The sequence below is a fragment of the Corynebacterium mucifaciens genome (genome assembly GCF_012396315.1).
In the GTDB taxonomy this organism is placed as follows: Bacteria; Actinomycetota; Actinomycetes; order Mycobacteriales; family Mycobacteriaceae; genus Corynebacterium; species Corynebacterium mucifaciens.
The window spans coordinates 66502-80396 of record NZ_JAAXPF010000004.1 but is presented as its reverse complement, the minus strand read 5'-3'; the positions used below and the strand labels follow the sequence as shown (position 1 = coordinate 80396).

At 66.8% G+C, this 13895-nt stretch carries 10 protein-coding genes; 4 read left to right on the top strand and 6 right to left on the bottom strand.

Translation table 11 applies throughout. The features are described 5' to 3' along the window. Positions 1-18 precede the first annotated feature (18 nt). Positions 19-2439, top strand: a complete 2421-nt coding sequence (locus HF989_RS04960) for an excinuclease ABC subunit UvrA (protein ID WP_168684435.1) — start codon at positions 19-21, stop codon at positions 2437-2439. Between the two features lie 325 nt (positions 2440-2764). Here the strand turns inward: HF989_RS04960 and HF989_RS04955 are convergent, their stop codons facing one another. Next, positions 2765-3505 (bottom strand): aminotransferase class IV, encoded by a 741-nt coding sequence (locus HF989_RS04955; RefSeq protein WP_168684433.1) that lies wholly within the window; start codon positions 3503-3505, stop codon positions 2765-2767. Continuing rightward, positions 3498-5351: a chorismate-binding protein gene (locus HF989_RS04950; RefSeq protein WP_168684431.1), complete on the bottom strand. Its 1854-nt coding sequence runs from the start codon at positions 5349-5351 to the stop codon at positions 3498-3500. The genes HF989_RS04955 and HF989_RS04950 overlap by 8 nt, the downstream gene beginning before the upstream one ends. A 29-nt stretch (positions 5352-5380) precedes the next feature. Here HF989_RS04950 and HF989_RS04945 point away from each other — a divergent pair, with 29 nt between their 5' ends. Then, positions 5381-5839: a GNAT family N-acetyltransferase gene (locus HF989_RS04945; protein ID WP_168684429.1), complete on the top strand. Its 459-nt coding sequence runs from the start codon at positions 5381-5383 to the stop codon at positions 5837-5839. Here HF989_RS04945 and HF989_RS04940 read toward each other — a convergent pair. Genes HF989_RS04940 through HF989_RS04930 form a run of 3 tightly spaced genes read right to left on the bottom strand, consistent with a single transcriptional unit; the run spans position 5836 to position 10905 of the window. Next, complete coding sequence (locus HF989_RS04940; protein ID WP_168684427.1) at positions 5836-8241, bottom strand: glycogen/starch/alpha-glucan phosphorylase; 2406 nt, start codon at positions 8239-8241, stop codon at positions 5836-5838. The two genes, HF989_RS04945 and HF989_RS04940, sit on opposite strands and share 4 nt — an antisense overlap. Positions 8242-8295: 54 nt before the next feature. Next, complete coding sequence (locus HF989_RS04935) at positions 8296-9549, bottom strand: amidohydrolase (protein WP_168684425.1); 1254 nt, start codon at positions 9547-9549, stop codon at positions 8296-8298. Between the two features lie 12 nt (positions 9550-9561). After that, a complete protein-coding gene (locus HF989_RS04930) occupies positions 9562-10905 on the bottom strand; it encodes a DUF4921 family protein (protein WP_168684423.1) in 1344 nt (447 codons plus the stop codon). A 30-nt stretch (positions 10906-10935) separates the two neighbouring features. On the opposite strand from HF989_RS04930, the gene HF989_RS04925 reads away from it, so the two are divergent. Beyond that, positions 10936-11325: a hypothetical protein gene (locus tag HF989_RS04925; RefSeq protein ID WP_168684421.1), complete on the top strand. Its 390-nt coding sequence runs from the start codon at positions 10936-10938 to the stop codon at positions 11323-11325. Here HF989_RS04925 and HF989_RS04920 read toward each other — a convergent pair. Then, the gene (locus HF989_RS04920) at positions 11295-12437 is read right to left on the bottom strand and encodes a glycerate kinase family protein (RefSeq protein ID WP_168684419.1); all 1143 of its coding nucleotides are present in this window, start codon (positions 12435-12437) and stop codon (positions 11295-11297) included. The genes HF989_RS04925 and HF989_RS04920 overlap by 31 nt on opposite strands. Positions 12438-12548: 111 nt before the next feature. Here HF989_RS04920 and gdhA point away from each other — a divergent pair, with 111 nt between their 5' ends. Further along, positions 12549-13895 (top strand): NADP-specific glutamate dehydrogenase, encoded by a 1347-nt coding sequence (gene gdhA / locus HF989_RS04915; protein WP_168684417.1) that lies wholly within the window; start codon positions 12549-12551, stop codon positions 13893-13895.

Below are 13895 nucleotides of genomic sequence, written 5' to 3'. Positions count from 1 at the left end.
CCGGCTAGTCTTGGTGCCATGACTGGAATCCAGGTACGAGGCGCCCACCTGCACAACCTCCGCAACGTCGATGTGGACATCCCGCGTGGCACACTCGTGGCGGTGACCGGGGTGTCGGGTTCCGGCAAATCCTCCCTCGCGTTCGGCACCATCCACGGCGAGGGCCAACGGCGCTACCTTGAATCGGTGGCGCCGTTCGCGCGCCGCTTGATCGGCTCAGCGGTGGACCCCCAGGTCGGTGCCGTCGAGGGCCTGCCGCCGACGGTCGCCTTGGAGCAGTCCACCTCCGGCGGCGGTGCGCGCTCCACGGTGGGTACGGTCTCCGCGCTCTCCAACAGCATCCGGCTGCTGTACTCGCGCGCGGGCGACAACCCGAAGGGCTTGTACTCCGACTCCTTCTCGCCGAACACCCCCGAGGGGATGTGCCCGACCTGCCAGGGCACCGGCGTGGTCCACGAGCCGACGGAGGCGTCCATGGTGCCGGATCCCACGCTGTCCATCGAAGACGGGGCAATCCAAGCCTGGCCCGGCGCGTGGGCGGGCAAGAACTTCCACGATATTTTGCAGGCGCTGGGCTACGACCTGGATTCGCCTTGGCAGGATCTGCCCCGGAAGGATCGGGACTGGATTCTGTTCACCGACGAGCGTCCCGTTGTGACCGTGAAGCCCGTGCGCGGAGAGGACCACATCCAGCGGAACTACAAAGGCACGTGGCGTTCGGTGGCGTCGTACCTGACCAACACGCTTGCCGAGACAAACTCGGACACGCTGCGCAAACGGGTGTTGTCCTACATGGAGTCGCACGTGTGCGAGACGTGCCACGGCCGCCGCCTCAACCCCGAGGCGCTCAAGGTCACCTACGCGTGGATGCCTATCGACGAGCTGGGCGCCCTGCCCCTGGACCAGGTCTACGAGGTGCTCGACGCGCAGGAGCCGTCTGCAGGTTCCGCGGAAGACCTGCTGCTCAAACAGATCCTGCCCGCGCTGCAGTCCGCGCTTGACCTGGGGCTGGCCCACCTGAGCCTAGACCGCCCAGCGCCGACGTTGTCTGCGGGCGAGCTGCAGCGCATCCGTCTGTCCGCTCAGCTGCGCTCCGGTCTCTTCGGCGTGGCGTACGTGCTGGACGAGCCGTCCGCCGGCCTGCATCCGTCTGAACGCGGCGCGGTGCTCGACATCTGCCGCCGCTTCATCGACGCAGGGAATTCCGTGCTGCTGGTGGAGCACGACATGGAGCTGGTCGCCCAGACGGACTGGCTTGTGGATGTCGGCCCGCTAGCCGGCGAGCGCGGCGGCGAGGTGGTGTATTCCGGCCCCACCAGCAAGTACACCGGCGACGCACCGACCGCCCGCGCGCTGGCCAACCGCACACTTTCGCTCAACGACGACCCGCGCCCCGCGGCCGGCGAGCTGTCCCTGTCCGGCGTGCGGGCCCGCTCCATCGACGGGCTGGACATCGCGTTCGGGCTGGGCCAGTTCACCGCCGTGGCGGGTGTGTCCGGCTCCGGAAAATCCACGCTTGTCAGCACCGTGCTTGCCGGTGTGCTGCGCGAAGCGGCGTCCTCCGTCGTTGAGGAGGACGACGACGCCGTCGATGGCGCGGGGGCGGGGGATGCCGGATGGAGCGTCGATACGCGGGCCGGCTTCGACGCCGTGAGCCGCGTCGTGCAGATCACCCAGAAGCCGATCGGCCGCACGCCCCGCTCGACGCTGGCGACCTACACTGGCCTGTTCGACGGCGTGCGCAAACTGTTCGCAGGCACCGACGAAGCGAAGCGGCGCAAGTGGACCGTGTCGCGCTTCTCCTACAACGTGAAGCAAGGCCAGTGCCCGACCTGCGGTGGCGCCGGCAAGATTGAGGTGGAACTGGTGTTCCTGCCTGGGTCGTACACCACCTGCCCTGACTGCGGCGGCGCGCGCTACAACGACGAGACCCTCGAGGTGACCTGGGAGGGCCTGACCATCGCGGACGTGCTGGAGCTGACTGTCGACGAAGCCGCGGACGTGTTCGCCGAGGAGCCACGGATTCTGCGCGCAGTGGAAACCCTGCAGGCGGTGGGGCTGGGCTACCTGCGCCTGGGCCAGGGCGCGCCGGAGTTGTCCGGCGGTGAGGCGCAGCGCATCAAGCTGGCCACTGAGCTGCAACGCTCCCGCAACGCGCGCCGGGGCCACACCGTGTACCTGCTGGACGAGCCGACCACCGGTTTGCACCCGGCTGACGTGGCGCTGCTGGTCAACGAACTGAATAGCCTGGTCGATGCAGGCCAGAGCGTGATCGTTGTCGAGCACGACCTCTCCGTAATCGCCCAAGCCGACCGCGTGATCGAGATGGGCCCGGGCGCCGGCGCCGACGGCGGGCAGATCGTCGCCACCGGCACCCCTGCGGAGCTGGCCAAGTGCGATACCTCGACCGGGAAGGTGCTCGCCGAGCGTTCGGCGTAGGTTGCTGTCGGTTGTATTGACTATGCAGCTGCATAGTCCCGGAGTCGTCCCTCGCGATGCTTCGAAGGTGTGGGTTCCTAAACGAAACATGCAAAAGTTCACAATTGGTACGGTTGTTCAGCTTTAAACGTGAAGGTCAGAAACTTATAAGTATTGACACATGTAAATTCGTACAAACTCGGGCTGGCGAAGGGGGCTCGCTTACTATGCAGCCGCATAGTTTTTGGACCCGGCCGGTCCGTGTCACGGAAGATCGGTTCAGCGCCGTTGACTATGCGGTTGCATAGTCCCCGTGGGCCCGCCCACTATGCAGCGGCATAGGTTTTCAGCATCCCGGCCATTCGACCGTGAAGCCACCCCACCACCAGTCGCGCCATTCGTAGAAGCTGGGGTGTGCCGGGGGAGTGATCACGGCGTCGCCGGCGTGCAGTTCGCGAACCGGGCTGATGCCGTGCAGGGAGTTGAGGAACCACAGGGGGCGCTCGGCCGCGAGTTCGGGTTTGAACCGACGCCGCTCGATGCGAATACCTCGCCCCTGGGCCCGCGCAACAACCTGGTGCAATGTCACGCTCGGCAGCCACACTCCGTCGGGAACGCACAGGGTACCGCCGTCCCACATCACCAGTGCGCCGGTGGTGGTCTCCAGCATGGAGCCATGCCTATCGACGATCACCGTGTCGTCCGTCCCCTCCACCTGGTACCGCGAACGGTACGCGCGAAACGCGGCGAAGTCGGGGCCCTTCACCTCGGGACGTGCGCGCGGGTCCGAGGCAGGCGCATAGGTCAGCGAGGTGGTGGGGCGCGGGGGAGGGGCGGGGCGGACGTCGAGAAGCAAAAGCCCTTGCGACAGCGCGACGCGGGGAAACAGCTCGCCGTCTCGCAGCAGTGGCATCATCGCGTCGACGAACCCGTCGGGCAACGGGCCAGCAGATCGGGCGAAACGCTCCAGGTGCAGGTGAAGGCCGTTGGTACGGCCGTTCGAATGGCGCCACGAGTCGGCGACGTCGAGGGGGCCGTCGGGGACGCCGCACTCGACGAAGTCGCCGCGCCAGGCGTACCTACGCATCCCATGCTCCCAGCACGGACTGGGCCTTGAGGTTGCGCTCGGCGAGTTCGGACTCGGGGTCGGAGGCCAGCACGATCGCGCCGCCCGCACCCACGGTGACGGTGTTGCCTGCGCGCACGGCGGTGCGGATAACCACAGACAGGTCGGCCTGGCCGTCGAAGCCGAAATAGCCCAGCGCGCCGGAATAGACGCCGCGCGGGGAGGTCTCTAAGCGGTCGATGATCTCGCAGGTGCGCAGCTTCGGCGCGCCAGTCATGGAGCCGGGCGGGAACGTCGCGCGCACGGCGTCGACCGCGGTGAGGCCCTCCCGCAGGCGGCCGGTGATGGTGGAGACGAGCTGGTGCACCGTCGCGTAGGTCTCCACCTGCATGAGCGCGGGCACGCGGACGGTGGCGGGGTCGCACACGCGCGCGAGGTCGTTGCGCAGCAGGTCCACGATCATGAGGTTTTCGGCGCGGGTTTTGTCGTCGTCAAGCAGCGCGGGGTCTTGATCAGCGGCGATGGTGCCCTTAATCGGTTTGGCCTCCACGTCGCGGCCGCGCACGGTGAGGAAGCGCTCGGGCGAGGCGCTGGCAACTTCCACGCCGTCGAACACCAGGTGCGCGGCGTACGGCGCCGGGTTGTGCTTACGCAGCTCGCGGTAGACGCTGCCCGCGGCCGGCGCAGTGTAGGTGTCGGTCAGGCACACCTCGTAGCTCTCGCCCGCGCGCAGCAACTCCTGCGCCGCCGCGATGCAACCGAGGTAGTCGGGGTTGCTCCAGGAGCCGCTGCCTATCGACGCCCCTTCGGTCCCCGCCCCATCACCGGCCGCGCTCTCAAGCGCCGCCTCGAGTCGGTCCAGCAGGGCCTCGGACCCCCCGCCGGCGAGGGCGCACAGGTGCGCGACCTCGGCCTGGTGGTCGTACACGATGAAGGATTGCGGCCGGACAAAGTACGCGTCCGGGTAGGGGGAGCGGTGGCGCAACGTGATCGGCATGGTCAGCTCGGCGCACTCGTAGCCGAGGTAGCCGATTACCCCGCCGGTGAACGGCAAATCGGGCGCGTCGTGGATGGGGGTGGAAAGTTCCTGCTCGAGGTCGCGCAGAATGTCGCCGTCGCCAAGCGTGAAGGGGATGGAGCGGGACAGCGCGCCCGCGGTGTCGCCGAGGATGGAGAAGTTGCCGCGCGCATCGGCGGAGTCGAGAAAGAACGCGTCGTTGCCGCTGCGCCTGATGGCGTCGAACACCCGCTGGCAGTCGATGCCGCCGGGCACTGCGCGGTGCAGCAGGCGCCAGCCGCCCAGGAAATTGCGCATGATGGCCGCGCCGTGCTGCGTGAGCACAGACTCGGGGTGGAACTGCACACCCCAGTGGGGAAGCCCGTCCACTTTCAGCGCCTGGACCACGCCGTCCTCGCTGCGCGCGTGGACCGTGACGCCTGGAACCTCGTCGACGTGCAGGGAGTGGTAGCGCACCGCCTCGAAGCCTTGCGGGATGCCGGCGAAGATCCCCTCGCCGGAGTGGGTGAGCGTGGAGACGAACCCGTGGCGCGGTTCGGGCGCCCGGGTCACGGCCGCACCGGCGAGCATGGCCAGCCCTTGGTGGCCGAGGCACACGCCCAGCAACGGAACCTGCGCCTTCGCCGCCGCCTCGATCACGCGCCGGGAGGCACCGAAATCCTCGTCCCGCTCTGGGGTGCCCGGACCGGGGGAGATCACAACGTGACTGAACTCGCCGGCGCGGACGCGTTCCGGCAGGCCCGCTGCCTCGCCGGCGGGCACGACGAGGGGCTCGTGCCCGGCCACCTCCGCAATAAGGTGGGCGAGGTTGAACGTGTATGAATCGTAATTGTCAACGAGCAGGATCATCGCAGTGGAATCGTATAGCGTTGAGGCGCATGGACGCCACCATCCGGCCCGCCGGCGCCGCCGACGCAGCCATTGTTGCCCACGTGCACAACCGTTCCCGCGCCGCGGCCTTTCGCGGGCGCATTCGCGACGAGGCACTGGACAACGTGGCGGTGCTCGAACGTGAATGGGCTGCATACTTCCAGGACCCGGATGGGCGCGTCGCCATCGCGGAAGTTGATGGCCAGCCTGTGGGCATGGCGTACGCCATCCCCGGCGAGCGCACCGAGCTGCGTAACCTCTACCTACTGGCGGAGGCCGCGGGCACCGGCGTGGCCCCCAAGCTCATGGACGCGGTGATCCCGCCGGGCCAGCCCGCGTTCCTCTGGGTCGCGGACTTCAATGAGCGCGCTCAGGCGTTCTACCGCAAGCACGGCTTCGCCTTCGACGGCGAAGAAACGCACCATGAGGGCGACAACGTCACCCTCAAGCGCATGGTGCGCGACTAGCCGCTCGCCGGCTCGTTGCCACTAATCGCGGTCGGCTCGATCTTCCACACGTCCTCGGCGTAGTCGCGGATCGTGCGGTCGGAGGAAAAGCGGCCGGACTCGCAGATGTTGACCCAGCACTTGCGTGCCCACCCGTCCGGGTCGGCGTAGAAGTCCGCGGCCATGCGGTCGCGCGCCTCGCGGAATGCTGCGAAGTCCCCGAGGACGTAGTAGACGTCGCGCTCGCCGTAGCCGTTGTCGTCAAGCAGCGAGGCGCGGATATCGTGGAAGACACCGGTGCCGCGGTCGTCGAGTGTTCCGTCCACAAGTGCATCGAGCGCGCGCATGAGGCCGGGAGTCTCCTCGGCCACCTGGCGCGGGTTGTAGTGCGCTTTCAGCTCCGGCAGCTCCTCTTCCCGCGCGCCGAAGATGTAGGCGTTGTCGTCGCCGACGGCGTCCACAATCTCCACGTTCGCGCCGTCCATGGTGCCGAGGGTGAGCGCGCCGTTCATCATGAACTTCATGTTCGAGGTGCCGGACGCCTCCTTGCCGGCGGTGGAGATCTGCTCCGAGACATCCGTGGCCGGGATGATCCGCTCTGCCGGGGAGACGTTGTAGTTTTCCACGAACACCACGTGGATGTACTGCGAGGCCACAGGGTCGTTGTTCACCAGCTCCGCAATGGTGTTGATGAGCTTGATGATGCCCTTCGCGGTGACGTAGCCGGGCGCGGCCTTGGCACCGAAGATGAAGGTGCGCTTCGGTACATCCTGCTCGCCATCGACGGTGATGCGGAAGTACAGATCCAGGATGTACAGCGCGTTCATGAGCTGGCGCTTGTACTCGTGCAGGCGCTTGATCTGGGTGTCAAAGATGGAGTCCGGGTCGATCTGCATGCCCTGGTGCTCGGCGATCCAGTCGGCGAAGTCGCGCTTGTTCGCGGCCTTGATCTCGCGCAGTTCGCGCAGCACCTCCGGGTCGTCGATATGTGGACGCAGCTGTTGCAGCTTGGACAGGTCGGTGACCCACTCGTCGCCGCCCGCGAGGCGGTCCAGCAGCGCCGATAGCCGCGGGTTGCACATGCGCAGCCAGCGGCGGGGGGTCACGCCGTTGGTCTTGTTGTTGAAGCGATCCGGGTAAAGCCCGTGCCAGAAGCCGAGGGTGTCGCGTTTGATGATGTCGGTGTGCAGCGCCGCCACACCGTTGACGGAGTAAGAGGCGTAGCAGGCGATCCACGCCATGTGCACTCGCCCGTCGTGCACCGGGGAGTAGTAGTGCGCGGTCTCCGGGTCGATGCCGCGCGACTCCATGTCCAGGCGGTAGCGGCGGTCAATCTCCTCCACAATCTCCCAGATGCGCCAAAACAGCTGCTTGAAGATGGCTTCCTCCCACGTCTCCAACGCCTCCTGCAGCACCGTGTGGTTGGTGTAGGCGAAGGTGTGGGTGGTCACTTCCCAGGCGTCGTCCCAGCCGAGGCCGTGCTCGTCCATAAGCAACCGCATCAGCTCGGGGATGCCCAGGACCGGGTGGGTGTCGTTGAGCTGGATGGCGTTGAAGGTGTGGAAGTTTCGCAGGTCGTCGCCGTGGGCGGCGCGGTAGTCGTCGATAAGCTCCTGCAGCGAGGCGGAGACGAAGAAGTACTGCTGGCGCACGCGGAGGAGCTTGCCTGCGTAGGTGGAGTCGTTCGGGTACAGCACGCGGGTGATGTCGTGGACAGCCTCGCGCTCCAAGATGGCGTCGGCGAACCGCTGGGAGTTGAACGCGTCGTAGTCGAACTCGGCGATCGGGGACGCGTCCCACAGGCGAAGCGTGCCCACGTTGTCGGTGCCGTAGCCCGTGATCGGCATGTCGTAGGGGATAGCGCGCACGTGCATGTCGTCGAACTTCACAATGCGCTGCTCCGAGCCGCGGCGGATGATGAAGGGGTAGAACGACTCCTTCCACGCGTCCGGGTGCTCGCGCTGGAAGCCGTCTTTGAACTCCTGGCGGAACAGCCCGTAACGGTAGAGCAAGCCGTAGCCGGTCAGCGGAAAATCCTGCGTGACGGCAGAGTCTAGGAAGCAGGCGGCGAGGCGGCCCAAACCGCCGTTGCCCAGCGCCGCGTCGTGTTCCGCCTCCAGCACCTCGGTGAGCTCGAAGCCGTTCGCTTCCGCGGCGACTTTGGCCTTATCGACGAGCCCAAGGTTGGTCAAGTTATTCAGCAGCGCCCGGCCCTCGAGGAATTCCGCCGAGAAGTACGCGGCGCGGCGGGTGCCTTTGTAGGCGTCGCGGGTTTGCTCCCAGTTGTCGGCGAACTGCTCGACGGTGGCGGCGGAAAGTCCTGTCCAGAACTTTTTCACCGTGGCGTTATCCGGGGCGCTTCCGGCGAATGCGCGGACGTGGCCTTCGACGGTCTGCTCGAATGCTGGTGTGGTGGCAGTCATGGGCCCCGAGCGTACCGGCGGACGTGCTGACGTGCGGGTGAGTGCGGTGCGCAGTTACTTGGCCAGGTAGCTCAGCACCGCGGTCACACCTGCGCGGGTGGCGGAGTCGATGGTCGGCTCGTACTCCGGCAGGAACGTGGACATGTGGTTGACCGGCACGTCTTCACCGACCCGGTCGTCTTCCACCGCCTTATCCCAGATGTCGCGCGGCGTGCAACCGATGAGCCAGAAGAAGTACGGCGCGCCGAAGGCCTGGCCGATGACGGGGAAGTCCTCCGAGACCGTCTTCGGGTCCGCGGTCACGGACGCGTCGCCGAAGACGGCGTCGAACTGCTCGCGCACCCGGGTGAACACGGCCTCGTCGTTGTCCAGCAGCTCGCCGTGGGCGAAGTAGGTCACCGTAGCCTCGTCCAGCGATCCCGACGCCAGCACCTCCGCGTGCACGACGCGCTCGATCGCTGCGTACACCCGGGCCTTCACCTTGTCGGAGTAGAAGCGACAGTTCAGCACGAGTTCCGCCTCGCCCGGGATGATGTTGTTGGTCGTGCCAGCATGCAAGCTGGCCACCGTGACCACGGCGAAATCCGCCGGGTCCACCTCCCGGCCGACGATGGCCTGCAGGCGCGCGATGATCATCGCGGCCGTGTACGTCGGGTCGACAGAATTGTGCGGCATCGAGCCGTGCGCGGCGCGCCCCGGGATGCGGATGCGGATGGAATCGCACGCGGCGAACTGCGGGCCGGGCTTAGACATCACCTCGCCGGCGCGCCCGGGCATGACGTGCTGGCCGAAGACCACGTCGGGGGTGGGCACCTTGGCGGTCAGGCCGTTATCCGCCATATCCTGGGCGCCGGCACCGATCTCCTCGCCCGGCTGGAACAGCGCGATGAACGTGCCGGACCAGTGCTCGCGGGTGTGGTCTAGGACGTCGCACATGCTCATCAGCGCGGTGGTGTGGATGTCGTGGCCGCACGCGTGCATGGTGCCGACCGTTTGGCCGTCGGTAGTCTGCACAGTCTTGTGCGAGGCGTAGGGCGCGCCGGTCTGCTCTGTCACGGGCAAGCCGTCAAAATCCGCGCGGTGCATCACGGTCGGGCCGTCGCCGTTTTTAAAGACCGCGCAGATGCCGTATTTGCCAATTGGTGCGATGACCTCGCAGCCGAACCGGGACAGCTCCATCATGAGCCGGCTGTAGGTTTCTTGCTCCTGCATGGACAGCTCCGGGTTCGCGTGCAACAGCTCGTAGAGACGGCGCTGCCACACCTCGTCCACGAAGTAGGAACGCACAATGTCGGAAACAGTACTCAAAAGTCACCTTTCTTAATCGGAGTCTAAGCCGGGGTTGTAACGCAACAGATTCGGCGCCGGGACGCACTCCTCGCCGATGCGGATGGAAGCGGACACGTGGCCGCGCCCGCGCAGTGCGCGAAGCGCGTCGGTGACCTGGTCGCGCACATCGAACGGTGAGACCGTGTTCACGTAGATCTGCGTCGCGCCTTCAAAACCGGCTGGGGTGGAGACGCGCCACTTCACGTTGATGCGCCACGGCATGGCAACGTCGAGGCCCACAGGGCGGTAGTGCCACTCCTCGTTGGTGGCCACCTGCGCGCCGGTGGCGGCGTGCGCGGCGTGCAGCAGGTCGGAAACGGCGCGCACCTCCTCGGGTGCGTGCTCCCACGGCTCGCAGACACGGGATTTTGCATACACCGTCATGGTGGGGAAGCGGTGGCCCACACCGGCGACGAGGATGGCGTGGTCGTTGTCCGCAATGACGAGGCCCTGGGAGAAAGCGAGGTCGACGCCGAAGTCGTTGAACAGGTTCGCATTCCGCCGCAGCCCCAAGGCCTCCGCCTCCACAACGGGGCCGTATTCGTCGATAGCCACGAGCTGCTTATGCAGGTGCTCTTTCGACGCTCCGGCTGGTGAGAGCCAGTTTTGAAACACCGCCACGTAGCGCGCGTAGGTGTGCCGCTGGACGAGGTCGCGCAGCGCGTCCACCGTAAACGCGATGAAGCGGTAGTGCTCCTCAGCAGAGAGCTGTCCGGAGCCAGCCAGTTGCGCCGAGTTATCCGCGCCATCGACATAGTGGCGGCGAGCGATGATCACGTCGTGGCCGCCGCCGAAATACGCGGGAGCAAGCTCCAGCAGCTGCTCATCCGTGACGTCTGTGTCGTGCCCGGCCGCGTCCAGGCGGGCGCGCGCCGTTTGCAGCACGTGGCTCCGACCCGCCGGGTCGGCCAGGTAACGCTCCATGTGCGCACGGCGAGCCGCGGGCATGGTGTAGCCGTAGTTTCGCTGCCAATAGTCGTAGGGGACGATCTCGAACCGATTGGGCACCCGCCGAAACTCCGCACCGGTCGCGTCTAGCTCGTCGGGCATGACATCGCGCAGGATTGCAAACCCGTCGCCGTCCGCCACCAGACGGGAGCGTTCCGGTGGAGTGCGCAGCTTGTTCGCCTCGCAGAGATCGCAGGCGGCCGCGTGCGCGCCGGGCTCAAGCGGTGCCGGAGAGGCACTTACGTGGGTCAGGGGCTGGCTGGCGCGCCCAGGTACGGTCCACACCTGCTCGCCCGTAAAAGGGTTGACCTGCTTCACCGTCCCGTCCGCCGTTGACCGCAGCGCACGATTTCGGGCGTGCGCTGGGTCTACGGATGGGTCAAACATGCCCTCACCCTACCGGTTAGCCTTAGACCCATGTCTATGATCCAATTTGACGTTCTTGTCCCGCCCGCCGCTGCCGGCGAGGTCAGGGACGCGTTCCAGCGCGCCTTAGACATCCTCGTGCGCCGCGAGATGCTCGCGTCCGGCACCGTAGCGATGCAGCGCGTGCGTATCGACGACTCCGTTCGCGCCGAACTGGCTGAAACCTACGAGCGGGACAGGGGCGAGCCCGCCGACGGGGCCGAAACGCACCGCTACCGCATCGACGTCGAGGGCGCAGAGAGCCTTAACAGCCTGGCCATGGGCCTGTCGCGCATTCTTACCCCGAAAGCTGAGCTGCCGCGCGACCCGGTCATGCTGGAAGACCAAGACCGCTTTGAGGCGCCGTCGATCTACCCCTGGACGGTGGAGGTGTTCAGGTAGGCCACCGCGATCTCCGCCCCGGCCTGGATCAACTGCTCGCGCACGTCATCGGTCTCCGGCAGCACCACGGCGATGGTGCCGTCCGCCGGCTGCTCGTCGAACCGTCCCGCGGCGACGGCAAACACTGCGCCGGCCTCGCGGGCCAGCTCGCCCACGACGGACGCGACCTTGCCGGTGCCCGTTTGTCCGTCGTAGCGGCCTTCGCCGGTGATCACCAGCGCCGCGCCGTCGATGTGCTCGGTGAGCCAGTTGGACTCTGCAACAACGCGCGCCCCGGGCAGCACATGCACGTGGGACGCGTCGCCGTGCAGCATGGTGGACAGCCACGTGATGCCGATGCCCACTCCGCCCGCGGCGCCCAAGCCCGGGGTAGCGGGGTCCACATCGGCGACCTCGCACAGGCGCGCGAGACCGCGATCGAGCACTTCGACGTCTGCGTCGGCGGCGCCCTTTTGCGGCGCGAACACGTGGGCCGCGCCCTCGGGGCCGGTGGCGGGGGCGGTGGTGTCCGTGAGCAGCACCCACTCCACCGCGCCTGCGGGCACGTTGACCTTGGCGGTGTCAAAGCTTGCTAGATGCTCGAGGGCACCGCCTCCGGGTGTGAGCTGGTAGCCGGCCTGGTCCAGTGGGTTCACGCCGAGGGCCACGAGGATGCCGGTGCCGCCGTCGTTCGTTGCTGTGCCCCCGAGCCCCAGTACGATGCGCTCTGCGCCGCGGGTTTGCGCATCCGCGATGAGCACCCCGGTGCCGTACGTGTCCCCGGTCAGTGGGACCGGGTCATCTTGCACGGCGGGTAGGCCGGAAGCCGCGGAAACGTCGATGTAGGCCGTCTTTGTGGCCGCGTGGTAGGTGTATTCGGCTTCGGTGAGGCGGCCGGCTGCGGTTGTCGTCGGCAGGCGCACGCGTTCGCCCTCGAAGAGTGCGGAGGTGCCTTCGCCGCCGTCGGCCATCGGGGTGAGCACGATCTGCGCGTCGCGGATGACCGAGCGCACGCCCTCGGCAAGCCACTCGGCGGCTTCGGCCGCCGTGGCGGTGGACTTGAATGAATCCGGCGCCACCACGACTTTTGGCGAGGGGGCGGGGTCGAACGGAGCGGAAGCGGGGGAAGTCATGGAACAAATTTTACTGAGTTGCGCAAAAAATCCTCCCCTCTGGTTCTTCCTGGAGTAACATTCCCCGGGTACGCAATTCTGCACCCCTATAGGTATTGGAGGATCACGCCGATGAGCGCAATTGACCAGGAAGTCGCCGGCTACTACCAGAAGCTGCTCGAGCGCAACGCCGGCGAGCCGGAGTTCCACCAGGCGGTGGCCGAGGTGCTCGAATCGCTCAAGATCGTGCTGAGCAAAGACCCGCACTACGCCGACTACGGGCTGATCGAGCGGCTGTGCGAGCCGGAGCGCCAAATCATCTTCCGCGTGCCGTGGATGGACGACGACAACAACATCCGCGTCAACCGCGGTTTCCGCGTCCAGTTCAACTCGGCGCTCGGCCCCTACAAGGGCGGACTGCGTTTCCACCCGAGCGTGAACCTGGGCATCATCAAGTTCCTGGGCTTCGAGCAGATCTTTAAGAACTCCCTGACCGGCCTGCCAATCGGCGGCGGCAAGGGTGGCTCGGACTTCGACCCCAAGGGCCGGTCCGAAGGCGAGATCATGCGCTTCTGTCAGTCCTTTATGACGGAGCTGTGGCGCCACATCGGCGAGTACCGCGACGTCCCGGCCGGTGACATCGGCGTCGGCGGGCGCGAGATCGGCTACCTCTTCGGCCAGTACCGCCGCCTGGCCAACCAGCACGAGTCCGGTGTGCTCACCGGCAAGGGCCTCACGTGGGGCGGCTCTCTCGTGCGCACCGAGGCCACCGGCTACGGCGCCGTGTACTTCACGGACGAGATGATGAAGGCCAACGGCGATTCCATCGACGGCTCCAAGGTCATCGTCTCCGGCTCCGGCAATGTGGCGATCTACGCCATCCAGAAGGCGCAGGAACTCGGCGCGACCGTCGTCGGGTTCTCCGACTCCTCCGGTTGGGTGGAGACTCCCAATGGGGTGGACGTGGAGCTTTTGCGCGAGGTGAAGGAGAAGCGCCGTGGCCGCGTGGCCGAGTACGTCGATGAGGCGACCGGTGCGACCCTGCACACGGACGGTTCGATTTGGGACCTGAAGGCCGACGTGGCCCTGCCGTGCGCGACGCAGAACGAGCTCGGCGGCGACAACGCCCGCACGCTGGTGGACAACGGCGTGCGTTACGTGGCTGAGGGCGCGAACATGCCGTCCACCGCCGAAGCGATTGAGGTCTTCCGCGAACGCAAGATCGGCTTTGGCCCGGGCAAGGCCGCCAACGCCGGTGGCGTGGCCACCTCTGCGCTGGAGATGCAGCAGAACGCGTCGCGCGACTCCTGGTCCTTCGATTACACCGACGACCGCCTGCAGAAGATCATGTCCAACATCTTCACGGTGGCCAAGAACACCGCGGAGGAGTACGACCGCGCCGGCGATTACGTGGTCGGGGCCAACATCGCGGGCTTCAAGAAAGTGGCGGACGCGATGCTCGCCCAGGGCGTGATCTAG

Bases quoted from the DNA above. Each gene is read 5' to 3' on its own strand.
- HF989_RS04960 (WP_168684435.1), top strand. From the start codon at position 19: ATGACTGGAATCCAGGTACGAGGCGCCCACCTGCACAACCTCCGCAAC.
- HF989_RS04955 (WP_168684433.1), bottom strand. From the start codon at position 3,505: ATGCGTAGGTACGCCTGGCGCGGCGACTTCGTCGAGTGCGGCGTCCCC.
- HF989_RS04950 (WP_168684431.1), bottom strand. From the start codon at position 5,351: ATGATCCTGCTCGTTGACAATTACGATTCATACACGTTCAACCTCGCC.
- HF989_RS04945 (WP_168684429.1), top strand. From the start codon at position 5,381: ATGGACGCCACCATCCGGCCCGCCGGCGCCGCCGACGCAGCCATTGTT.
- HF989_RS04940 (WP_168684427.1), bottom strand. From the start codon at position 8,241: ATGACTGCCACCACACCAGCATTCGAGCAGACCGTCGAAGGCCACGTC.
- HF989_RS04930 (WP_168684423.1), bottom strand. From the start codon at position 10,905: ATGTTTGACCCATCCGTAGACCCAGCGCACGCCCGAAATCGTGCGCTG.
- HF989_RS04925 (WP_168684421.1), top strand. From the start codon at position 10,936: ATGTCTATGATCCAATTTGACGTTCTTGTCCCGCCCGCCGCTGCCGGC.
- HF989_RS04920 (WP_168684419.1), bottom strand. From the start codon at position 12,437: ATGACTTCCCCCGCTTCCGCTCCGTTCGACCCCGCCCCCTCGCCAAAA.
- gdhA (WP_168684417.1), top strand. From the start codon at position 12,549: ATGAGCGCAATTGACCAGGAAGTCGCCGGCTACTACCAGAAGCTGCTC.